General features: G+C 55.0%; 22 protein-coding genes. 10 read left to right on the top strand and 12 right to left on the bottom strand.

Annotation, left to right across the window (positions count from 1 at the left end; all coding sequences use genetic code 11):
* The first annotated feature begins 2 nt into the window (after nt 1–2).
* A complete protein-coding gene (locus SFC07_RS00550; protein WP_411206286.1) occupies nt 3–776 on the top strand; it encodes a TetR/AcrR family transcriptional regulator in 774 nt (257 codons plus the stop codon).
* Nucleotides 777–794: 18 nt separating this feature from the next.
* Here the strand turns inward: SFC07_RS00550 and SFC07_RS00545 are convergent, their stop codons facing one another.
* Both SFC07_RS00545 and clpX read right to left on the bottom strand, forming a co-directional pair.
* Nucleotides 795–1,727 carry an AEC family transporter gene (locus SFC07_RS00545; RefSeq protein WP_411206285.1) on the bottom strand — a complete coding sequence of 311 codons (933 nt, stop codon included), beginning with the start codon at nt 1,725–1,727 and terminating at the stop codon, nt 795–797.
* Entirely contained in the window at nt 1,728–3,011 is a 1,284-nt protein-coding gene (gene clpX / locus SFC07_RS00540; RefSeq protein WP_411206284.1) for an ATP-dependent Clp protease ATP-binding subunit ClpX, read from the bottom strand.
* Between the two features lie 143 nt (nt 3,012–3,154).
* Here clpX and SFC07_RS00535 point away from each other — a divergent pair, with 143 nt between their 5' ends.
* Nucleotides 3,155–4,264, top strand: coding sequence for a GDSL-type esterase/lipase family protein (locus SFC07_RS00535; protein ID WP_411206283.1), 1,110 nt, complete (start codon nt 3,155–3,157; stop codon nt 4,262–4,264).
* Here the strand turns inward: SFC07_RS00535 and SFC07_RS00530 are convergent.
* Nucleotides 4,261–4,896, bottom strand: coding sequence for a CoA transferase subunit B (locus tag SFC07_RS00530; protein ID WP_411206282.1), 636 nt, complete (start codon nt 4,894–4,896; stop codon nt 4,261–4,263). The two genes, SFC07_RS00535 and SFC07_RS00530, sit on opposite strands and share 4 nt — an antisense overlap.
* Nucleotides 4,896–5,639, bottom strand: a complete 744-nt coding sequence (locus tag SFC07_RS00525; protein ID WP_411206281.1) for a CoA transferase subunit A — start codon at nt 5,637–5,639, stop codon at nt 4,896–4,898. Before SFC07_RS00525 ends, SFC07_RS00530 begins: the two co-directional genes overlap by 1 nt.
* A 70-nt stretch (nt 5,640–5,709) precedes the next feature.
* Here SFC07_RS00525 and SFC07_RS00520 point away from each other — a divergent pair, with 70 nt between their 5' ends.
* The 4 genes from SFC07_RS00520 to SFC07_RS00505 are packed head-to-tail and all read left to right on the top strand — an operon-like array spanning nt 5,710 to nt 10,567.
* Nucleotides 5,710–6,477, top strand: a complete 768-nt coding sequence (locus SFC07_RS00520) for an IclR family transcriptional regulator C-terminal domain-containing protein (RefSeq protein ID WP_411206280.1) — start codon at nt 5,710–5,712, stop codon at nt 6,475–6,477.
* A gap of 22 nt (nt 6,478–6,499) precedes the next feature.
* Entirely contained in the window at nt 6,500–7,732 is a 1,233-nt protein-coding gene (locus SFC07_RS00515; RefSeq protein ID WP_411206279.1) for an acetyl-CoA C-acetyltransferase, read from the top strand.
* Between the two features lie 2 nt (nt 7,733–7,734).
* Nucleotides 7,735–8,487, top strand: a complete 753-nt coding sequence (gene pcaD / locus SFC07_RS00510) for a 3-oxoadipate enol-lactonase (protein WP_411206278.1) — start codon at nt 7,735–7,737, stop codon at nt 8,485–8,487.
* Nucleotides 8,488–8,497: 10 nt separating this feature from the next.
* Nucleotides 8,498–10,567 carry a helix-turn-helix transcriptional regulator gene (locus SFC07_RS00505; protein WP_411206277.1) on the top strand — a complete coding sequence of 690 codons (2,070 nt, stop codon included), beginning with the start codon at nt 8,498–8,500 and terminating at the stop codon, nt 10,565–10,567.
* On the opposite strand, the gene pcaC is transcribed toward SFC07_RS00505, so the two are convergent.
* The 8 genes from pcaC to catA form a co-directional block, all read right to left on the bottom strand.
* The gene (pcaC, locus tag SFC07_RS00500; RefSeq protein ID WP_411206745.1) at nt 10,556–10,927 is read right to left on the bottom strand and encodes a 4-carboxymuconolactone decarboxylase; all 372 of its coding nucleotides are present in this window, start codon (nt 10,925–10,927) and stop codon (nt 10,556–10,558) included. The two genes, SFC07_RS00505 and pcaC, sit on opposite strands and share 12 nt — an antisense overlap.
* Complete coding sequence (locus tag SFC07_RS00495) at nt 10,927–11,997, bottom strand: lyase family protein (RefSeq protein ID WP_411206276.1); 1,071 nt, start codon at nt 11,995–11,997, stop codon at nt 10,927–10,929. Before SFC07_RS00495 ends, pcaC begins: the two co-directional genes overlap by 1 nt.
* Nucleotides 11,994–12,608 carry a protocatechuate 3,4-dioxygenase subunit alpha gene (pcaG, locus tag SFC07_RS00490; RefSeq protein ID WP_411206275.1) on the bottom strand — a complete coding sequence of 205 codons (615 nt, stop codon included), beginning with the start codon at nt 12,606–12,608 and terminating at the stop codon, nt 11,994–11,996. The genes SFC07_RS00495 and pcaG overlap by 4 nt, the downstream gene beginning before the upstream one ends.
* Before the next feature lie 10 nt (nt 12,609–12,618).
* Nucleotides 12,619–13,311 carry a protocatechuate 3,4-dioxygenase subunit beta gene (pcaH, locus tag SFC07_RS00485; protein ID WP_411206274.1) on the bottom strand — a complete coding sequence of 231 codons (693 nt, stop codon included), beginning with the start codon at nt 13,309–13,311 and terminating at the stop codon, nt 12,619–12,621.
* Nucleotides 13,312–13,470: 159 nt separating this feature from the next.
* The gene (locus tag SFC07_RS00480) at nt 13,471–14,631 is read right to left on the bottom strand and encodes an HNH endonuclease signature motif containing protein (RefSeq protein WP_411206273.1); all 1,161 of its coding nucleotides are present in this window, start codon (nt 14,629–14,631) and stop codon (nt 13,471–13,473) included.
* Nucleotides 14,632–14,779: 148 nt separating this feature from the next.
* Nucleotides 14,780–15,073 (bottom strand): muconolactone Delta-isomerase, encoded by a 294-nt coding sequence (gene catC, locus SFC07_RS00475; RefSeq protein ID WP_411206272.1) that lies wholly within the window; start codon nt 15,071–15,073, stop codon nt 14,780–14,782.
* 15 nt (nt 15,074–15,088) lie between these two features.
* Nucleotides 15,089–16,210: a muconate/chloromuconate family cycloisomerase gene (locus SFC07_RS00470; RefSeq protein WP_411206271.1), complete on the bottom strand. Its 1,122-nt coding sequence runs from the start codon at nt 16,208–16,210 to the stop codon at nt 15,089–15,091.
* Between the two features lie 82 nt (nt 16,211–16,292).
* Nucleotides 16,293–17,150: a catechol 1,2-dioxygenase gene (gene catA, locus SFC07_RS00465; RefSeq protein WP_411206270.1), complete on the bottom strand. Its 858-nt coding sequence runs from the start codon at nt 17,148–17,150 to the stop codon at nt 16,293–16,295.
* A 461-nt stretch (nt 17,151–17,611) separates the two neighbouring features.
* Between catA and benA the strand changes: the two genes are divergently transcribed.
* The 4 genes from benA to SFC07_RS00445 are packed head-to-tail and all read left to right on the top strand — an operon-like array spanning nt 17,612 to nt 22,020.
* Nucleotides 17,612–19,102: a benzoate 1,2-dioxygenase large subunit gene (benA, locus tag SFC07_RS00460; protein ID WP_411206269.1), complete on the top strand. Its 1,491-nt coding sequence runs from the start codon at nt 17,612–17,614 to the stop codon at nt 19,100–19,102.
* Between the two features lie 34 nt (nt 19,103–19,136).
* On the top strand, nt 19,137–19,643 hold the full coding sequence (gene benB, locus SFC07_RS00455) for a benzoate 1,2-dioxygenase small subunit (RefSeq protein WP_411206268.1): 507 nt from the start codon (nt 19,137–19,139) through the stop codon (nt 19,641–19,643).
* A gap of 11 nt (nt 19,644–19,654) precedes the next feature.
* Nucleotides 19,655–21,193 (top strand): benzoate 1,2-dioxygenase electron transfer component BenC, encoded by a 1,539-nt coding sequence (benC, locus tag SFC07_RS00450; RefSeq protein ID WP_411206267.1) that lies wholly within the window; start codon nt 19,655–19,657, stop codon nt 21,191–21,193.
* Nucleotides 21,190–22,020, top strand: a complete 831-nt coding sequence (locus tag SFC07_RS00445) for a 1,6-dihydroxycyclohexa-2,4-diene-1-carboxylate dehydrogenase (RefSeq protein ID WP_411206266.1) — start codon at nt 21,190–21,192, stop codon at nt 22,018–22,020. Before benC ends, SFC07_RS00445 begins: the two co-directional genes overlap by 4 nt.
* Nucleotides 22,021–22,038 lie beyond the last annotated feature (18 nt).

The raw sequence follows: 22,038 nt of genomic DNA, 5'->3' as shown, positions 1-22,038 counted from the left end.
TCATGCCATCTTTAGATCGTGACGCGGAAAACCCCCGTTTCGACGGTAACGACTTTACCGACGCCGAAACCACCGCTACCCCTGAAAAAGTGATAGCTACTGCCCTGCAATTCTTCGCTGAAGAAGGCTTCTTTGAAACCAAGCTCGAAAAGATCGCCAAGGCCTCAGGTATGTCCAAACGCATGATCCACTACCACTTTGGTGATAAGAAGGGCCTTTATACCAAGACGGTTTCTTACGCCCTCCAGCTCATTCGCCCCGCGGCTGAATCCATGCAGCTCGATTCCGCTGTCCCAGTGGAAGGTGTGCGCAAATCTGTTGAGGCTGTATATAGCTGCATTGCCAATCACCCCGAGGCAGTACGCCTCCTGCTGATGGAAAACTTGCACAACTATGGTGGCGTTGAAGCTGCCAAGGCTCTTACCGATGAATCCAATGTACTGCTTAACCTAGACAAGCTACTCATGCTCGGCCAGGATGCGGGCGCTTTCCGCCCCGGAATCTCCGCCGAAGACGTGCTGGTACTGATCAGTTCCTTGGCTTATTTCCGCATTTCCAACCAGTCCACCATGCACAATCTCTATGACCTGGATTTGTCCTCTGAGGCAAATACCGCCGGTATGCAGCGCATTGTGGTGGATACGGTACTTGCCTTCCTCACCTCCAACCTGCCAAATTCCGGTACTTCGAGCTACCTTGTGGTGGGCGATCAAAATACTGAACCAGAAAAGAACGACGCCGTTTATTCCTTCAACACTGACGTATTTGAAGATTAAAACGCTTTTCGACGCCGCCTAGCGCCCGAAGATCGCAGCGATTCCGAGCATGACAAATAGTGCCAAGAAGGTAGTGAGGAACACCGTATCGCGGGCGAGGATTTCTCCCTTGCGATAGGTAGCTGCGTAGTTATAAACATTCTGCGCGGTGGGCAAAGCAGCCAAAATAACTGCCGCATAAAGCAACGTGCTTTCCAAACCAAAGGCCGTACCAATAAGCCAAGCAATGGCAGGCATGGCGATAATCTTGATCGCAGTGGCTGTAATAATGCTGGTGCGATCAGGTGCTGAAGAAAGCACATTGGTGGAAGGCAGCGAGGCACCAAAGCTCATCAAAATAAGCGGAATGGAGGCCCCGCCAAGAATCGTGGCCGGTTCCATCACCGCAACGGGAACCTCGAAGTCAGTGACACAAACAATTAGTCCAGCAATTGAAGCCAGCACCACCGGGCTTAAGAAAGCTCCCTTGACAGCGCCCCAAATCTGAGCACCCCGGGATTTGGAAGCATCGCCGGAGGTCAACGCCCCCAAAATCATTGGCGCGAAAATCACCATCTGCATAACCAACACCGGAGCTACATAAGCGCCAGTTCCCAGCACATAAATGGACACCGGCAGGCCAATATTATTGGAGTTCACATAGGCCGAGGCCGCAGCACCAGTAGCAGTGGTAGCAACATCCTTTTTAAAGAAAATCGCCGAAATAATGCAGTAGAGCGCCGCCGTGGCAATTGTGGTGAGGAAAGTTACCACAATCACCGGCGAAAATAACTCACTCGGATCTGAATTTGCCACCACGGTAAATAGCAGCGCCGGAGTGGCCGCATAAAAGGCAATGCGATTAAGCACCAGCCTTTGGCGGTCATCGTCAATCACCTTGAACTTGGCTAAGAGCAGACCAACGGCGATAACACTGAGAATGATGGCAAAGCCGGTAATAATCCCTGCCATTTAGGCGGTTTTTTCTTCAGCTACCGATTCCAGCATCTCAGGCTCAGCCTCGCCACGAGCAGCCGCGCCGGTAATAACTACCTCGGCTACATCATCGCGATCCGGCAGGTCATACATGATCGGAACCAGGATCTCTTCCATGATGGCGCGCAGACCACGAGCACCGGTCTTGCGCTCCAAAGCCTGATCAGCAATAGCTTCCAAAGCATCATCAGTGAAGGTCAGCAGCGCATCGTCCATTTCGAAGAGGCGCTGGTACTGCTTCACCAAAGAGTTGCGAGGCTCAGTCAATACCTTCACCAGGGACTTCTGATCCAGGTTGGAGACAGTAGCAACTACCGGGAGACGGCCAATAAATTCTGGGATCAGGCCAAACTTCACCAGATCCTCCGGGCGCACATCCTTAAAGATGTCCACAATATCGGCGTCGTCCTTCTTGGACTGCACCTCCACACCAAAGCCGAGGCCCTTCTTGCCGTTGCGGTCTGAGATAACCTTGTCCAGGCCGGAGAAAGCACCTGCCACAATGAACAAAATGTTGGTGGTATCAAGCTGAATGAAATCCTGGTTGGGGTGCTTACGTCCACCTTGTGGAGGAATGGCGGCAACGGTGCCTTCGAGGATTTTCAACAGCGCCTGCTGCACACCTTCGCCGGAAACATCGCGGGTAATGGAAGGATTTTCCGACTTGCGGGAAATCTTATCCACCTCGTCAATATAAATAATGCCGCGCTGGGCACGCTCAACATCAAAGTCGGCAGCTTGCAGCAGCTTCAGCAAAATATTTTCAACGTCTTCGCCCACATAACCAGCCTCGGTCAGTGAGGTGGCATCGGCAATGGCAAAAGGCACGTCCAGCAACTTGGCCAGGGTTTGAGCCAAATAAGTCTTACCGGAGCCAGTTGGTCCCAGCATGAGGATATTGGACTTAACCAACTCGGCTTCGTCGCCATCCTTGCGGCGGCGTCCACCGATTTGTTCGCTGGCGCGCAGACGCTTGTAGTGGTTATAAACAGCCACGGACAAAATACGCTTGGCCTGATCTTGGCCAATGACATATTTGTCTAGGAATGCAGAAATTTGGGAAGGCTTGGGCAGCTCACTGCGCTCTTCATCATGGCCTTGGGCCTGACCAAGCTCTTCCTCGATGATCTCGTTACAAAGCTCAATGCACTCATCGCAGATATATACCGCTCCACCCGCGATGAGTTTTTTCACCTGTTTCTGGGACTTGCCACAGAATGAGCATTTGAGCAGATCGGCGCTTTCCTGCATACGTGCCATAAGAGTCTGAGACCCGCTTCCACAATTGAAAAGTTTTATTACTTACAACTCTAACCAACAAGATTGGTAAGGGGTTGTTCCATCCTAACGCTTATTCACCATCAAACGCAGTTTGAGCAGTGCTTTAACGTAGCATTTAATCCATGACTCATTATAGTGTCACCCCAAATTTCATCCACGGTGCCATCGAATTAGAAGCCACTGAGCGTGGACTTCTCCCCCACCGCCTGCCATCCAGCATCAGAAAACAATTCCCCGACCCCCAACTTATGGCCATGGAGCGTCAGCCTTCCGGCGTGCGCGTGATCTTTCACACCACCTCCCAAAACATCACCTTGGAAACCTGCCACAGCCGCCTCACCTACCTCGATTCCGGGCGCCCCACCGCCCGCATTGACGTGCTTGTCGACGACAAACTGATACTTTCGGAGGAAACCACCGGCGGAAAAACCATCGCGGTGAACTTTGTTAGTGGACAAACAGAAACCACCGAAGCCGGAAACCACCTCTGTTTCCTGGAGAATCTCCCCGCCACAAATAAGAAGGTGGAATTTTGGCTGCCCTATAACGAGGACGTAGAAATTATCGCCATTCATGCCGATGCAACGATTACCCCGGTAGAACCTGGAACTCGGTGGATTAATTACGGCAGCTCAATTAGTCAGGGCTCTAATGCGGCTTCCCCAAGTGGAATTTGGCCGGCTCGGGTAGCTCATGCAAAGCAATTAGATCTGCTCAACCTCGGCTTTGGTGGCAGCGCCATGTTGGATCCTTTTATAGCTCGCCTTATCCGCGATACCCCAGCCGAGTTAATCACCTTGGAAGTGGGCATCAACATTGTTAATAGTGATGCCATGCGTCTGCGCACTTTTAATGCAGCGCTTCATGGCTTCTTGGACACTATTCGCGGGGGCCACCCCAGCACCCCGCTTTATGTGATTTCGCCTTTTTATTGCGGTATTCATGAGGCCACCCCTGGCCCCGGCGCTTTTGATAGCAGCTCTTTTGGTAGTGGCCAGATTCGTTTTATCGCCACCGGTGAAGATACCTCCAATGGTCGTTTGACCTTGGAGGTAATTAGAAGTGCAGTGGCCGAGATCGTAGACCACCGCGCAGATGAAAATCTGCACCATATTAATGGTGCAGAAATCTTTTCCGCCGCAGATGCGGCGGAGCATCCGCTACCGGATAACCTGCACCCGGACGCGGCGAGCCATGAAATCATCGCTGGCCGCGTCGAAAAGCAGCTTTAGGCTACTTTAAATGGTGCCTCGGTGATCTCGCGGAGTTCTTCGACGGTCACGCCATCGGCGCACTCGACGAGGGTGAGGCCCTCAACGGGATCCACGTCAAAGACGGCGTGGGTGGTGACGATCATGTCCACGCACTTCGCACCGGTCAGCGGCAGGCGGCAAGCCTCGAGGATCTTTGGCTCGCCCTTCTTGGTTACGTGATCGGTCATGGCGATGATCTTGGATGCGCCGTGGACCAGGTCCATTGCGCCGCCCATGCCCTTGACCAACTTGCCGGGGATCATCCAGTTGGCGAGGTCACCATACTGGGAAACTTCCATCACACCGAGCACAGCCACGTCCACGGAACGGGAACGAATCATGGCGAAGGAATCCGAGGAGGAGAAGTAGGAAGCGCCCGGATTAACGGTGATGGTTTCCTTGCCAGCGTTGATCAGCTCTGGATCAAGTTCTTCCTCGGTTGGGTAAGGTCCAACACCCAGCACGCCATTTTCGGAGTGCAAAATTACCTCAAGTCCTTCTGGAACATAGCCAGGGATGAGGGTTGGCATGCCGATGCCGAGGTTGACGTACTGACCATCTTTAAGTTCCTTGGCTACGCGAGCAGCCATTTGATTGTGATCCCAAGTCATTATTTAGACACCGTCCTGTTTTCGATACCGGTTTCCTGTGGGCCAACGTGGACCACGCGGTTTACGTAGATGCCCGGAAGGTCAACTTCTTCGGGATCAAGTGCATCAACCAGGTGCTCAACCTGGGCGATGGTGATTTTGCCGCTCATAGCAGCGTCTGGGTTGAAGTTTTGTGCAGTCTTGCGGAATACCAGGTTGCCAAAGCGGTCTGCCTTGTGTGCGTGAACCAAGGCGAAGTCAGCGCGGATGCCCTCTTCAAGGACGTAGAGCTTGCCATTAAATTCACGGGTTTCCTTGGGCTTGGACACAATCGCCACGGTGCCATCGGTGTTATAACGCTGTGGCAAGCCGCCCTCGGCAACCTGAGTTCCCACACCTGCGGTGGTGAAGAATGCTGGAATACCAGCGCCACCTGCGCGCAGACGCTCAGCCAAAGTTCCCTGTGGGGTGAACTCCACGGTGAGCTCGCCCTCAAGGTATTGGCGAGCATATTCCTTATTGGAGCCCAGGTAGGAGCCGATGGACTTGGCAATGCGCTTGTCCTGCAACAGCAGTCCGAGGCCAAAGCCGTCGGTACCGAGGTTGTTGGAGATGATTGTCAGATCGCTAGCGCCTTGTTCACGCAGAGCTTCGATGAGGAGAGTGGGAATACCGACGAGGCCGAATCCACCGACGGCGATTGAGGCACCGTCTGGGATATCAGCCACTGCTTCGGCAGTGGTTGCGAGTGTCTTGTTAATCATGAACTTCATGCTATCGTAATGTTCATCATATGCACAAGAGTTCACAATGCGAACAGTGAGGAGTGATGACATGGCTGAAAATTCACCAGATTTCGTGCAATCATTTGCCCGCGGCCTCTCAGTAATTCGCAGTTTCAGCGCCGAATCCCCATCCCAATCCCTTTCCGAGGTAGCAGCACGCACCGGCCTCTCCAGAGCCACCGCACGTCGCTTTTTACACACCCTCACAGACCTGGGATATGCGGTTAATATGGACTCCCGTTTCCAGCTCACACCCCGCGTGTTGGAGCTTGGAACTAGCTATCTATCTGCACTAACGCTGCCAGCAGTGGCACAACCAAGGCTGGAAATCCTCTCCCACCAAGTTGGAGAATCCAGCTCCATGTCAGTCCTTGAAGGCTCCGAAATTATCTATGTTTCCCGCGTGCCAGTGCGCCGCATCATGACGGTTAACATCACCATCGGTACCAAATTCCCGGCTTATGCAACCTCTATGGGTCGCGTACTTTTGGCCGGTTTGAGTGAGGCGGAGTTGGAAGAAGTCATGGCAGCGTCGCCTCCTCAGCAATTAACTACTCGGTCACTGTCCACCGTTCAGGAAGTCCGAGAAGAAATTGCAGCCACCCGCGAAAGGGGGTGGGCGCTGGTAGACCAGGAATTGGAGCCCGGCCTACGATCGTTGGCAGCACCAATCACCGGACCCGATGGCGAAGTGGTAGCGGCAATCAACGTCTCTACCCAATCCGCTTCCCATGCTGTGGAAGATATTCGCCGAGTTGTGCTGCCACAGCTCCTCGAAACAGCACGGGCCATTTCCACCGATTTATCCTCTCTTTAAAGCATCCACGAAAGGCACTTTCATGTCAGAAAATCCTCAAGACATCGTCATCTGCTCCCCACTGCGCACCCCAGTTGGTGCTTATGGCGGATCCTTCACCAAGGTTCCAGTCCAGGAACTAGCCACCACCGTGGTCAACGCCATTGTTGATGCCACCGGACTTACCGGCGATGACGTTGATGACCTCATCCTCGGCCAGGCTTCCCCCAATGGCGCAGCTCCAGCCCTTGGCCGCGTGGTTGCACTAGATTCCAAGCTTGGCCAAAACGTTCCTGGCCTGCAGCTTGACCGCCGTTGCGGTTCCGGCCTGCAGGCAATTGTTACCGCTGCAGCACACGTTGCTACCGGCGCAGCTGACATCATCATCGCAGGTGGCGCCGAGTCCATGAGCCGCACCGAGTACACCATCTCCGGCGATATCCGTTGGGGCGTAAAGGGCGGCGATATGCAGATGCGCGATCGTCTGGCCGAGGCCCGCGAAACCGCTGGCGGCGTAAACCACCCCATCCCTGGCGGCATGATTGAAACCGCTGAGAACCTGCGCCGCGAATACGGCATTTCCCGCGAAGAACAGGACGCACTTTCCGCTGCCTCCCAGCAGCGTTGGGGCAAGGCTGCTGACGCTGGGCTTTTCGACGCTGAGATCGTGCCAGTTACTGTCCCAGCCAAGCGTCGCGGCCAGGAACCTACCGTAGTTTCTCGTGATGAGCACGGTCGTCCAGATACCACCGTCGAAAAGCTCGCTGCACTGCGCCCAATTATGGGCCGCCAGGATGCTGAGGCCACCGTTACCGCAGGTAACGCCTCCGGCCAGAATGATGGCGCTGCCGCAGTGGTAGTGACCACCCGCGCCAAGGCTGCTGAAAAGGGCCTGACCCCAATGATGCGCCTGGTCAGCTGGTCTGTTGCGGCTGTTCCTCCAGAGACCATGGGCATCGGCCCAGTTCCTGCCACCAAGAAGGCTTTGGACCGCGCTGGCCTGACCCTGGATGACATCGGATCCATCGAGCTCAATGAAGCTTTTGCAGCACAGGCGCTGTCCGTACTGCGCGAATGGGGAATTTCTTGGGAGGACGAGCGCCTCAACCCACTCGGCTCCGGCATTTCCATGGGACACCCAGTTGGCGCCACCGGTGCTCGCATGGTTGTTACCTTGGCGCACCGCATGCAGCGCGAGGATTCCCAGTACGGCCTGGCTACCATGTGCATCGGCGGCGGCCAGGGCTTGGCTGCAATCTTTGAGAAGGAGAACTAAGAATGGCCATTTTGCATAGCGTTTCCTACGGTTCCGGCGCTCCGCTGGTATTTATTGGTTCCCTGGGCTCCACCACCGATATGTGGCTACCTCAGCTCGATGCCCTGCACAAGGATTTCCGCGTCATTGCGGTCGACCACCGTGGACATGGACTTTCTGAGGTTATCCACCAGACTCCTACCGTGGCAGATTTGGCCAATGATGTCCTCGAAACCCTGGATTCCCTGGGCGTAAACGAGTTCGGTGTGGTTGGTCTTTCCCTAGGCGGCGCAGTGGCTCAGTACCTGGCAGCTACCTCCCCTCGCGTGACCAAGGCTGCATTTATGTGCACCGCCGCTAAATTCGGCGAGCCTCAGGGCTGGTATGACCGTGCAGCTGCCACCCGCGAAAACGGCACTGCTTCCCTAGCAGAAGCTGTAATCGAGCGTTGGTTCTCCCCTACCTGGTTGGAAAACAACCCAGCTTCTCGCGATCACTTTGAAGCCATGGTGGCAAGCACTCCTTCCGAAGGCTATGCACTGTGCTGTGAAGCTCTTGCAAGCTGGGATTTTGTGGATCTCCTGGGCGAGATCACCGTGCCAGTGCTCACCATTGCCGGTGCCGATGATCCTTCTACCCCACCGGCAACCCTGCAGATTATTGCCGATGGTGTCGCTGGAGAAGCAACCGCAAAGGTACTTTCCCCCGCAGCGCATGTACCCACCATTGAGCAGCCTGCTGAAGTCACCGCGCTACTCGCTGCGCATTTCGCTTAATCTATAGTGCATGTTCAGCACTAGTCTCCTGCCCCGCCGCCAGTTACTCCTGCGACGTCTGCTCGCCGAGTTCACCACTGACAAGCGGGGCAGGTTTTTGGTCGTTACCGGCATCAACACCGAAAACTTCACTCGCGAGCTTGCCACTGAGCTAGGCGAATTTGAAGTGATTCATGCGCTTAAAGGCCGTCCCAAACTTCCCATTGTGGTGGTCGATGATCTCCATCTGGCCGAGCCCGAGGACATCAAAAAAGCACTAACCATGGTGCACACCCACAATCTCATTGTGCTGGGCACCGCGCCGCACCGCATCGACGGCGCCACCGATACCGTGGCCCTGCCGCCGTTGACCGTCGCCGAAACCGCGCTGCTCGCGCGCCAAATTGTCGGCCATTGCACGCCCACCACCGCCCACCGCCTCCACGACGCTGCGGGTGGTCAGCCCCAACTCATCAAAGAGCTTCTCGACGCAACCCCCATCGACCACTGGTCTAGCGATCGCCCGAGCCTTATCATTCCCGAACATTGGAGCAGAACAGACACCACAGACCCAGTTTTAAGGAAAGTTGCTGCAGAGCCCTTTTTTGAGGGATGCCTCTTGGGAGATCTGGATGCCGATGATTGGGTGGCAGCTGGAGTTTTAAGTTTTGACGATGGTCGCCTGCGTTTTGTTAGCCCCGAACAGCGCAGTGTGGTGCGCGCTTTTACTCCGCCCTCCCAGACAAAGAGCCCAGCTGAATGGGAAACCACGCAGGCGGGCGTCGAAAAGCTTATTAGGGCTGGTGACCTCCCCCTTGCGCGCTTGCATGTGGAAGCACTTCCCTTGGAGGAACCGCGCGCCTATTTGGCGCTTTACGAGGGGCGCTATTTTGAGCATGACTTGCCGGCTTCTACGTTGACTGCGTTTCATGCTTTGGCCAATTGGGATCCGGCTGCCCTGCGTGGTGTTAATCCCAGCTTCGAGATGATGGCCGCTGCGCTTGACACTGGCCACTATTCTCCTGCCCCCTCTCCAGAAAGCGCTGCTGAACAGCAAATTCACGATCTCATCTCCGGCTGGCTGGCCCTGGTGCATGATGATCCCCTCACTGCCAAACGCTTGCTTGCCCGCCGACGCCCGGGCGATTCTGAGCTGGTTGGTCTATGGCAAACGGCTTTTTTAGCGCGTGCACACTATGTGCTGGGGGAATTTCGCGATGCCGCCACGGTGGTGGAACGTGGTCTAGCCACCGGCGATCGCACCGGAGCCACGCTGATGGAACCGGTGCATTTATGGACCGGCGCGCAGGTTGCTGCCATGACCGGGCGGGCGGAATTGGCGCACCATTATTTACAGCGCTTGACGGTGCCGGAGGATAGCTTTTTGATCCAAAAACTTTCCGCTGCCATGGGCAAATTAATCACTGCATCCATGACCTCCGATACTCGTGCTGCGGCACTTGCTGGCGAAAGAATGGCTGCGGTGGTTTATACCACCAACACCCAGCAGCCCGGATTTTGGCCTTGGGAGGATATGTACGCACTTTCACTGATTCGCAATGGTCGAATCGATGCCGCAGCTGCAGTGATGGACGGCATCCCCGAATCCACCATCCCCTCGCTGCGGGCACGTAATTTGGTCCCGCAGGCAAACATTCAGATCCAGCGTGGCGCTACTGCCCGCGGAGTGAAAATGCTCTCCGAGGCCGTGGATGCCATCACTTCCGTTAATATGCCTGCCTATGAAGCCCGCATTCTTTTTGAATATGGGCTGGTTCTGCGCAGAATGGGACGACGCAGCCAAGCCGCGGAGATGTTCACCCGTGCCGAAGAAGTCTTCCTGGCGATGGGGGCTATTAGTTTGGCGGCCCGCTGCGCTGGCGAAAAGAAGGTGGCGGGCGTGGGCACACAGCGACGCTCCACCCAGGGGCTCACCCCGCAGGAAGAGCAAATCACTGCGCTGGTTCTAGACGGTTGTTCGAACCAAGAGGTGGCGCGGGAGTTGTCCTTGTCCGCAAAAACCGTGGAATATCACCTCACCCGGGTGTATAAAAAATTCTCCGTATCCTCCCGCGCCGAATTACGAGAACTACTCGCTTAGATCCGCAACTGCCTTGTTGAGCAGCTTAAATCCGTGGTTGGAATTGGGCACGCCAGCATAAACCGCAGTGTGCAAGATGACCTCGCCAATAGTTTCCTGATCCACCCCGGCGCGCAGTGCTGCCCGAATGTGCATGTCGAGCTCACCGTCATTGCCCACCGCCGTAAGAATTGCAATGGTCAGCAGACGGCGCTGGGTGTGGTCCAATCCTGGACGCTCCCAAATATCGCCCCAGGCTGTGCGCGTGATGAAATCCTGAAACTTCTCGGTCACCTCCGTGGTATTGGTGACCGCCCGATCCACATGCGCATCGCCCAATACCGCTCGTCGATTTTTCATCCCAGTCTCAAAACGATCCATCATTTCTCCCTTTCAAAAATTTGCAGCGCGCGCTCCGCGATCTCCACAGCATGCCCAGCCTCCCCGCTGGTTCGGCTGGCCATAACTTCAACGTTGACGATAATCCCATTAATGCTTGTCGACGCGCGACTGACCGCCGCGTGGGTTACTGCTGCGAGCTCGCGGGCAGTCACCCACTCCGCATGCCAACTGCCCACGCCCCTTTGCAAACGACAGTCCAGTGCATCAAAAAGCGTGGCAAGTAGCCCCGGCGCGCGTCTTGCATATCCATCACAGGCGATCGCCGCTGCTGGATTGGCTTTATGTGGCATGGCGGAGCTGCCACCAGGGGATTTCTCTCGTAGTTCCCCCACCTCAGTTTGGGAATAAAAGACCACATCCCCGGCGATTTTCCTGACCACGCCAGAGGCAGTGGCGAGGGCAGCTGCAATATCGGTGATCGGTGTGCGATCTGAATGCCAGACCCAGCCAGGATCTTTAAGGTAGAGTTTTTGCGCAAGCTGGCTTTGGATCTCCCAGCCATGGGGATATACCGCTGCCATATTGCCACTGGCCCCACCATAGGAAACTGGAAACTCCAGGTTTTCTAACTTCTGCTTGGCATTGAGCACTGCCACGAGCCAACCACCGGTAATAGCGCCGAAGGTGGTTGCCGTAGCGATTTGCCCCAGGGTGCGGCCCATAATCGGAGTTTCTTTATGCGTCGATGTAAGTTCCGCGAGATCTTGGGCTAGGCCTTCCAATTTCCCGATAATCTCCCCGGTGACATCGCGCAGACACATCATAATTGCTGAATCAATAATGTCTTGGCTGGTCGCGCCGGGGTGAATTCCCTCCGGATTAATCGCCTTAAGATCAGCTACCAGCGGAATCACTGGATTTCCTCCGGCAGCTGCCCGGCGCGAGAGATCTTCGACGTTCAGTACATAGGACTCGACCGTTTCTTGGGCGACTGCTCCTTGGGCCAAGGCCTTTTCCACTCTAAGGAGATTGCCAAGGAATGCTTCGTCGGAAAGCACCTCGATGATTTCGCCACTGCCGGCCAGGTCTGCGTAGAGGGAGCGCGTCATAGTCCGAAGAATGGGGTCTCGTTGGTGGCCGACTGCACCGCAATATCAAAGCGGTAGCCGTCTTCGGTCTGGGTTGCAACGAGCAAATCCCGGCGTTCTGCAGGAACTGCCTGGAGAACCGGATCGGAGCTAAGGTGTGTGCCCGGAAGGTAGGCGCGGGTGTAAAGACGTTCGAGGATGCCACGGGCAAAAAGCCCGATCTTGAAGTGCGGGGCTTCGTCCTTAAAAGCGCCTGGCACCAGGGTGGTGAAGGTGGCTTCGCCGTTGGCATTTGCCATTGCGCGGCCCAAGCCTCGAAATCCATCCACGGTGGCAGGCTCGGTGCGGCTGGGATCTAGATCGGAGTTATGAACGCCGTCAGGGCCTGCTTGCCACAGTTCAAACATTGCGTCGGCGATGGGGTCGCCATTGCCATCGGTGGCGGAAACCGTGAGCTTAATAGCGCCTTCCGCATCTGGGGCAACGAGGTATTCTGCACCTTCAAGCGTTAAGCCGATGTGGACGTAGGGGCCGACCGTCTGAGATGGAGTAATGCCAAATTCGGCTTCGTTTTGATCCACGATGGTGGTTTGCTCGTAGCGGAACTCGCCGTTTTTTCCAGTGTCAATCATGGTTTCTGCCTTACTCAAACGGGGTGGCGTTGCGGCCACGCAGGACAATGTCGAACTTATAACCAAGGGCAAAGTTCTCACGGGTTTCGTCATAATCGAAGGTGGCGATCATGCGTTCGCGGGCACCAGCAGGTACGGCGTTGTAGATCGGATCCTGGAAAAACAGCGGATCATTGGGGAAATACATCTGCGTGACCAGGCGCTCAGTGAACTGACGTCCATAAAGGGAGAAGTGAATGTGCGCTGGACGCCAGGCGTTGTGGTGATTGCCCCATGGGTAGTTGCCCGGCATAACGGTCCAAAAATGGTAGTGGCCGTCTTTGTCGGTGAGGGTGCGGGCAACGCCGTTGAAGTGTGGATCCAGAGGTGCTGGCCAGGAATCATTCTTGTGACGGTAACGGCCTGCCGCGTTGGCCTGCCAGGCCTCGACGAGGGTGTGTGGAACGGGCTTGCCATCAAATCCGAGTACTCGACCGTGTACAAAGATGCGCTGGCCGATCGCTTCTCCACCGTTGACACGGGTCATATCATTGTCAACGTCCCCTAAATCGCGTTCGCCAAATACCGGGCCGGTGGACTCTCCCAGGCGGCTCGGAACCATGATGAGGTCATTGCTCGGATTGCGCTTAATGGTGGTTCGGTACTCCGGGAAGTGCAACGGAGCGAATTCGCCTCCTACCGGAGCGAAGTGTGGAATCTCCATATGAAGCCTTTCTACTCAAGTGATATACCTCTCAAAGTAGGTGCCATTGAGTGCCAGGACAAGCTGTTCGCGCTTCGAACATACGGCGGCGGTTTTATTGTTTCCCCACCTGCACAAACCTCGATACCCAGGGGTTAACCAAGGGGTGTGTATAAGGGATTAACCATCCTTGCGTTCCAGAGAATTGCGCAAGCGCTTGAGGCTTGCCTCCATGCGAGCCGCCAGGGTTTGACCCCACTGCCCGGTCGGCATTTCCTGAGCCAGAGGTCCACTCGGCTCGGTCACCACCGGCCGATTTGCCGGTCCGATCCAAGTGACCCGCCCCATCACATCAATGGCCGCCTTTACCCGTTTGTCAGTTTTCATATTGTGATGATGGGAGCAAAGGCATTGCAGATTCCACATCACCGTAAGACCGCCCTCTCCAAAAGGAATCACATGGTCAATCTGACAATTTTGGGCTGAGACCGTGCAGCCCGGGTGCCGGCAGGTTCCATCCCTGGCCATGACATAAAGCTTAAGCAAGGGACTGGGGGTGTAACCGTTTTCAACTCGCAGTGCCACGGCGTCCATATCTATAGTGCGGGACTTCATCTCCCCCAGCTTGCGGGATTCCTCCTGGGACAAAAATCCAGCTCCTGGCAGCCATGACACCCCTCCCACTAAAGGAGTGAAAAGATGCTGCACCACCTTCACCGCGGTCTTTTGTTCCAGGAAATCCATAAAGGCATCGGCCAGCGAGCCGCCCTTTATTTTGAGGGCTTCTAGAGCTTTTTGGAAGCGCTGCCCACTCACCCCGTCAAAATCTCCACTAAAGTAGGTGCGCCCCTCGCTATGGCGGAATATTAGAGAGCGCTCCTCCCCGCTCAACCCCTTCTTCTTGCCAGTGAAATTGGGATCCAGCTCTTTAATCCATTTGGTAATAAGCCCAGCCAGGGCGGAAGCCTCCATAAGAATCTGACCAGGAACCCGAGGACTCAGTTTTTCTGCTATTCGACGGTCGAGCTCTGGCCACAGATCTTCCCCAGCTTGCTTCACTGCCTGCATAATGCGAGCCAGGTATGGGATTCGAATATGGAAATGAGTTTCCACCACAATCCGCAGAATGGGCAGGCTGTTGAGCGCCCAGATGGCATCGATAGCCTGAGCTATAAAGCGCCTCGATTCCCCGGTGATGGATTTGAGTTCCATCACTAAAGAACTGGCATCCACCGAGGGATCATCAATTAAGATGCTCCAGCGTTGGATTTCCATTTGCGCTAGTTGGAAGTTGATTTTGCTTTCCGGATGACCTGGATCTTGGTGTGAAAAGTACGCCATTTTTGACGCCCCCTAAGTTTCAATACCCCACATTGACTTCTATATACATCCTACTTCTAAGGTGGTACACAAACAATAGTTCGACCAAACAAATGTGCTAATTTTGGGCAAAAAGTTAAGGCCCCACCAGGTGGTGGAGCCTTAAGGATTAGCCCTTGAAGTAGTACTCAAGGGCATTAGGGTGCTTTGCCAGTGGAGTGATCTTGACGTCCATGTACTTAAACATCGGGAAACCGCTGAGAATGCTATGAAGCTCATCATGATCATCAACATCAAAGATGGAGTAGTTGGCATATTCGCCAACAACTCGCCAAATAGCCTTCATAATTCCACGAGACTGCAGGTCAGAAGAATAGGCCTTTTCCTTCACCTGGAAATCAGCCATAACTTCTGCATCCATGGATTCTGGGAAATGTACGTCCATACGTGCCAAAAACAGCATTTTTACTCCTAATTATTACTTGCGGGTGTAGAAGTCGACCTTGTCCAAATCAATATCTACGCCAAGGCCAGGGCCCTGCGGGATTGCAACTTGGCCATCTTTGTACTCAAATTCCTGGACAACATAGGTGTCCTTGAGCAATTGTGGACCAAATAGTTCGGTGCCGAAGGAAATCGCCTTGGTAGAGGCTGCAAATTGGAGAGAAGCAGCGGTACCAATTGGTCCTTCAAGGCTGGTTGCGCCGTGGCAAGCCAGGCCGCCAGCCTCGGCAATAGCGGCAATCTTCTTGGACTCCAAAAGTCCGCCATGCTTAGTGGTCTTCAATGCAATAACGTCTGCAGCCTGTGCCTTAACCACTGCCAATGCCTCAGCTGGGGTCCAGACGGACTCATCAGCCATCACGGATACATTGGTGCGACGGGTAATTTCGCGCAGGGTCTCAAGATCATCCGCAGGGGTTGGCTGCTCAAAAAGCTCCACCCCAGCTTCCGCCAGAATTGGTAGGTAGTGCAGCGCGGTACGACGATCCCAACGAGCATTGATATCAATGCGGATGGAAACCTTGTCGCCTACCTCGCGGGTAAGTTCAGCAACACGGCGGGTGTCTTCGGCAGGATCGCCGGCACCCATCTTGAGCTTGAAGGACTTGTTACCAAATTCCTCAATGCGCTCCTCGATTTCAGCAACTGCCACGTCTAGCGGCAGCACGCCCAGCGCCCAGGTCACGTCGACCTTGTCGCGAACGGTACCGCCCAGCAGGTCACGGACTGGGATATCAAGGCTCCGCGCCCAGGCATCATGCATTGCGACGTCCACTGCGGCCTTTGCGTACCGGCCGCGCGCAACGACGCGCTCCAGGTCAGCCATGATCCCTGCAAGCTCAGAGACCCTACGGCCCTGAAGCACCGGGGCGAGGTAGCCGTCGACAAGCGCCTTCATAGTTTCCACGGACTCGCCACCCCACCACGGACCGCCAGGCACTACGCCCTCACCGTATCCCATAATGCCGTTTTCTAGGTGCACACTGACGAGGAGGATGTGCTGTTCGGTGGAGACAGTGGTGGCGAAGCCATGGGGACGAATGAGGGGAACGTCGAGAATTCGGGATTCAACTTTAGTGATTTTTAGACCAGACATGAAGCTTTCCTTTACGTATGAAAAGTCCCGTCACCAAAAGGTGATCGGGACTCTAATTGAGCTATCAGAGGTCAAGGGAAGACTAGTCTTCCTTGTCCAGAACGAATGGGTAGTGAACGCGGTTACTGGTCTCGCCAACTTCTGGGTTCAGGATGAGCTCTGGCTTAACAGCGGTTGCAACGTCGTTATCCACGTACTCGCCACCGTCGAAGTAAAGCTGGGTGGTGATGGTGCGGTAGCCAGGGTGGGAAACGCGCAGGTGCAGGTGAGCTGGGCGCCATGGGTGTCCACCGTAGGACTCGATGAACCAGCCGGTTGGGCCGTCGTGAGGAATCTTGTAAGGAGCAGGCTGCAGGGTCTTGATGTTGTAGCGACCCTCTTCGTCGGTGACGATGGTGCCACGGAGGTTCCACTCAGGCAGGCCTGGTGCGAACTGGGAGTAGTAGCCATCCTCATCTGCGTGCCACAGCTCGATCTCAGCACCGCCGAGGCCGTTGCCCTCGAGGTCGGTAACCTGACCCTCGAAGAACAGTGGGGTGCAAGCCTTGTCCTTGTCACGCATTGGCATTTCGGCATTCCAAGGAAGCTTTGGAGAGTTCTGTACGTAGTAAGGACCCTCGATGGAACCCTTGGTGCCGGTGTAGTCGTGGCGGTTGTAGTTGATCTCTTCGATCTCGTGCTCAACGAAGACGTCGAGCCATAGTGGCCACTCGCCGTACTCTCCAACGTCGATCATCCACTGCTTGAGGACGTTGTACTCCTCGTAGGTGACCTCGTGCTTGTGAGCTACCTCAGCAATTGCAGCAAGCAGATCGGTGTAGATCGCATTCGCACGCTCCTTGGAGGTGTCGGAAGATACGCGATTTGCCTTGAACTTGTCAGTTGCCTTGTTGCCTGAGTCGTGGGCAGTTGGATCAACAGTCTGATCAACAGAGGTCATGTCATGCTCCTAAATACAGAGGGTGATGAGAAGGGAGTAAATACATCAATCCCCCTAAATTGGGGGGGTGATTCTTGGACCAGTTCTTCAGCGGGAACTCAACGAATATTCGCTGTGATCCGATCAACTGGATAACACCACTGTGGTCTGATTCATGAAAAACGTCAACACCTCAAAAATTCGGTTTTTCGTCTTTTGGTGGCATTTTTGGACAATTTATACAAAAATTGCAGGTAGATTCCCATTTCACCCCTGAAAATTCCACACTGCGAACGTAACCCCCCGAATAAACCCTAGGTATTCCCCTAATGTGATTCAGCCCATTTTTCAGGCATTGTTGGTGTTACGCCACCAGCAAGGCTCTTGCGGTCTTGCAAAAGTCACTTAGCGCTCTAAAGCCCGAACCAAACATGACAGCCGGTTGGCACTCCCTATTCAAAGACAGACCACGGAGGTTTCCAATGTCCACACCTATCGAGAACCTTGATAACGTTCAACAAGTTTTGGACGATGCACTCGAGGACCGCCCAGAAGAAGGCATTGTCCGTGTGAACCGCAATATCTTCACCGACCCAGAGATCTTCGAGCTGGAGATGCGTCACATCTTTGAAGGTAACTGGATCTACCTGGCACATGAGTCCCAGATCCCGAACCCAGGTGACTACTTCACCACCTACATCGGCCGTCAGCCTATCGTGATCACCCGCTCCAAGGATGGCACCCTCAACTGCCTCATCAACGCTTGCTCCCACCGTGGCGCAATGTTGTGCCGTCGTAAGACCGACAACCGCACCACTCTGACCTGCCCATTCCACGGATGGACCTTCAGCAACGATGGTGCGCTCATCAAGGTTAAGGATGAGAAGGAAGGCGCCTACCCAGAGAACTTCCGCAAGGAAGGCTCCCACGATCTGCGCCGCGTTCCTAAGTTCGAGTCCTACCGTGGCTTCCTCTTCGGCTCCCTTAACCCAGACGTAGTTTCCCTGGAAGAGCACCTCGGCGATACCCGCACTGTTATTGACATGCTGGTTGATCAGTCCCCAGAAGGCTTGGAAGTTCTGCGCGGTTCCTCCACCTACACCTATGACGGAAACTGGAAGCTGCAGACCGAAAATGGTGCAGACGGCTACCACGTTTCCTCCACCCACTGGAACTATGCAGCAACCACCTCCCGTCGCGGCACCGGCGAGTCCGCCAACGAAACCAAGGCAATGGACGCCGGCACCTGGGGCAAGCAGGGTGGCGGATACTTCTCCTACCCTTATGGCCACATGCTGCTGTGGATGTGGTGGGGCAACCCAGAGGATCGTCCACTCTACAAGCACCGCGAAGACTTCAAGCAGCAGTTCGGTGAGGAAAAGGGCGAGTTCATGGTGGGTGCATCCCGCAACCTCTGCCTCTACCCCAACGTTTACCTGATGGACCAGTTCTCCTCTCAGATCCGCCATTTCCGTCCAATCTCCGTTGACCAGACTGAAGTCACCATCTACTGCATCGCTCCAAAGGGCGAGTCCGCAGAGGCACGTGCAAACCGCATCCGCCAGTACGAGGACTTCTTCAACGCAACCGGTATGGCTACCCCAGATGACCTGGAAGAGTTCCGCTCCTGCCAGAAGACCTACCAGGCAACCGCATTCCCTTGGAATGACATGACCCGCGGTCTCGGCCACCAGGTTGAGGGACCAAATGAAGTTGCTAAGGGTCTGGGCATGACCGAGGTTCTTTCCTCCGGTGCTCGTACCGAAGATGAAGGTCTCTACCCAATTCAGCACGCTTATTGGCATGAACTAATGCAGGCTGCTGTAAACAAGCAGAGCATCAAGGAAAAAGAGCAGGCTGATGATCTTGCAACCGTTGCGGCAACTGTTGCTGCTGCTCAGAAGCGCGAAGAAGCTAAGGCAGCAGCCAAGTCTTCTGACGCAGAGCCCCGTCGTCGTCGCCGTACCCGCTAATCGTCGAAAAGCATCTTTTTAAGGAGAAAAGTTCATGACCGCTGCAATTTCCACCATCACCCGTTCTGAGATCGAAGATTTCCTTTACTACGAAGCCCGCCTGCTCGACGACCGCAAGTTCGAAGAGTGGATCCAGTGCTACCGCGAGGACGCAGAATTCTGGATGCCAGCTTGGGATGACAATGGTGAGCTCACTGAAAACCCACAGACCGAGATCTCTTTGATCTACTACCCAAACCGTGGTGGTCTAGAAGACCGCGTATTCCGTATTCGCACCGAGCGTTCCTCCTCCACCTCCCTGCCTGAGCCACGCACCGGCCACAACACCACCAATGTTGAAATCCTGGAGCGTCGCGACGGTGAAGTTGATATCCGCTTCAACTGGATCACCTTCTACTACCGCTACAACACCACCGATACCTACTTCGGTCACACCTTCATGACCCTTGATGTTTCCGGCGAAACTCCAAAGATCCTGAAGAAGAAGGTCGTTCTGGCTAACGACTACATCCACCACATCGTCGACATCTACCACGTCTAGGAGGCTCCCATATGTCACACCAAGTTGCTCTTGCCTTCGAAGACGGAATCACCCGCTTCATTGATTGCGAAGAAGACCAAACCGTTGCCGATGCCGCTTACCAAGCACGCATCAACATTCCTTTTGACTGCCGCGATGGCGCCTGCGGAACCTGTAAAGCATTCTGCGAGTCCGGTGACTTCGACGAAGGCGACTACATTGATGACGCTCTCTCCGAGGACGAAGCTGCAGAAGGCTACTGCCTGCCTTGCCAGATGACTCCAAAGACTGACCTCATCCTGCAGATTGCTACCACCTCTGTGTTGGCGAAGACCGGCGCTTCCTCCTTCGCTGGAGAGCTCAAGGAAATCAAGCGTTTCTCTGAGTCCACCATTGGTATTGAGATTGAGCTGGAGGATCGCCAGAACCTGGCCTTTTTGCCTGGTCAGTACATGAACATCCTGGTTCCTGGCTCTGAGCAGACCCGTTCTTACTCCTTCTCCTCCTCCACCGAGTCCGATCGTGTGCAGTTCTTGGTTAAGGTCACCCCGGGTGGCCTCATGACCACCTACCTCACCGAGAACGCAAAGGTTGGCGATAAGCTCACCCTGACCGGCCCTATGGGATCCTTCTTCCTGCGTGAGCCAGTGCGCCCAATTCTGCTGCTTGCTGGCGGTACCGGCCTGGCTCCTATCCTGGCCATCCTGGAGAAACTTGCCCTCGACGAGCAGCTCGACGTTCCAATCCGCCTGGTTTATGGTGCAAACTTCACCCACGACTTGGTTGAGCTGGATCGCCTCGATGCGTTCAAGGAGAAGTTCGACTTCGATTACATCACCGTCCTCTCCGACAAGGACACCGAGCACCCACGCAAGGGCTACGTTCCTGCACACCTAACTGGCGAATATGAGCCAGATGAGGATACCGACGTTTACCTCTGCGGTCCTCCTCCAATGGTCGAGGCAGTGCGTCAGTTCTTGGCCTCCCTCGAGAACCCACCACTGGACTTCTACTACGAGAAATTCACCTCCGCAGCAGCTCCTGCAGCTGGCCGCCCCGAGGTCACCGTGGAATCTGAGGAGCCTCGTGAGGACTTCAACCTGGTTGAGGTTTCCACCCCAGGTATGTCCACCGGTGAGGTCCACGCTTCCTCCACTCAGCTGCAGGCTCGCATGGCCTTGGAGCTTGGTGCTTTGGAATTGGCTATGCACAAGCTCGCAGATCGCGATATTGAGCGTTTCCGCAACTTGGCAGAGCTCACTAATTCCTACATCGACGGCGACAAAATCCTTGACGCTGAGAAGTTCACCGAGGCCAACGCTGATTTCCACGAGTTCCTCTTCCGCCGCGCGGACAACGAGGCACTCATGGCGGCCTACCAGAACCTTGAGGTTGTTAAAGAGATGAAGGCTGCCCTTCCGGGCGCCGAGTGGATTGAGCCAGCAATTGCCACTGAGCACCTGGCGCTTGTCGACGCCGTGGCTCAGCGTGATCTAGAGGCTGCGCGTGCCATTATTTGTGAACACGCGGACCACGGCATCTCTACCATGACCAAGGCAACCGAAAAATGAGCGCACCGGTAGGAAAAGGTATTTCTGAAAAGCCTTCACACATCACCGCGGAGCGTTTTTATGGTCAAGGTGTTGTAGTCACCGGCGCTGCTCAAGGCATCGGCATGGCTGTGGCACATCGTATTGCCCATGAAGATGGCAACTTGGTATTGGTGGATCGCTCTCCCCTAGTGCATGAGGTTGCAGAACAGCTGCAAAATGCTGGAGCTGGCACCGTAACCTCCTTCGTTGCCGATCTGGAGACCTTCGAGGGCGCAACCTCCTCCCTGGAGTTTGCTGAGCAAAACCTCAAGCATCTCGACGTAGTGATCAACAATGTCGGAGGCACCATTTGGGCGAAGCCTTATCAGGAATACACCGAGGAAGAGATCACTAAGGAGATCAACCGTAGTCTCTTCCCAACCTTGTGGATGTGTCGTGCGGCCTTGCCGATCCTCATCCGCAATGGCGGTGGCACCATTGTCAATGTTTCTTCCATTGCAACTGGTGGCATCAACCGAGTTCCTTATGCAGCTGCAAAGGGTGGTGTTAATGGCATTGTTTCCGCCTTGGCACACGAAGCTGCACCGCATAAGGTTCGCGTGGTCGCCACCGCTCCCGGTGGCACCTTGGCTCCAGAGCGTGCGGTCAAGCGCGGTCCAGGACCAGAGGGTGAGCAAGAGGAAAAGTGGTATCAGCAGATTGTGGATCAGACCATTGATTCCAGCCTGATGAAGCGCTACGGCACTTTGGAGGAGCAGGCTGCTCCAATTTGCTTCCTCGCATCTGAAGAAGCTTCCTATATCACTGGCTCAGTTTTGCCAGTGGGTGGTGGCGACCAGGGTTAACCCTAAACAACATTGAGG

It is taken from the genome of Corynebacterium callunae, assembly GCF_046592015.1.
GTDB classification, from domain to species: Bacteria; Actinomycetota; Actinomycetes; order Mycobacteriales; family Mycobacteriaceae; genus Corynebacterium; species Corynebacterium callunae_A.
Note: the sequence above shows the minus strand (reverse complement) of the source record. Positions and strands in the feature narration are given on the sequence as shown.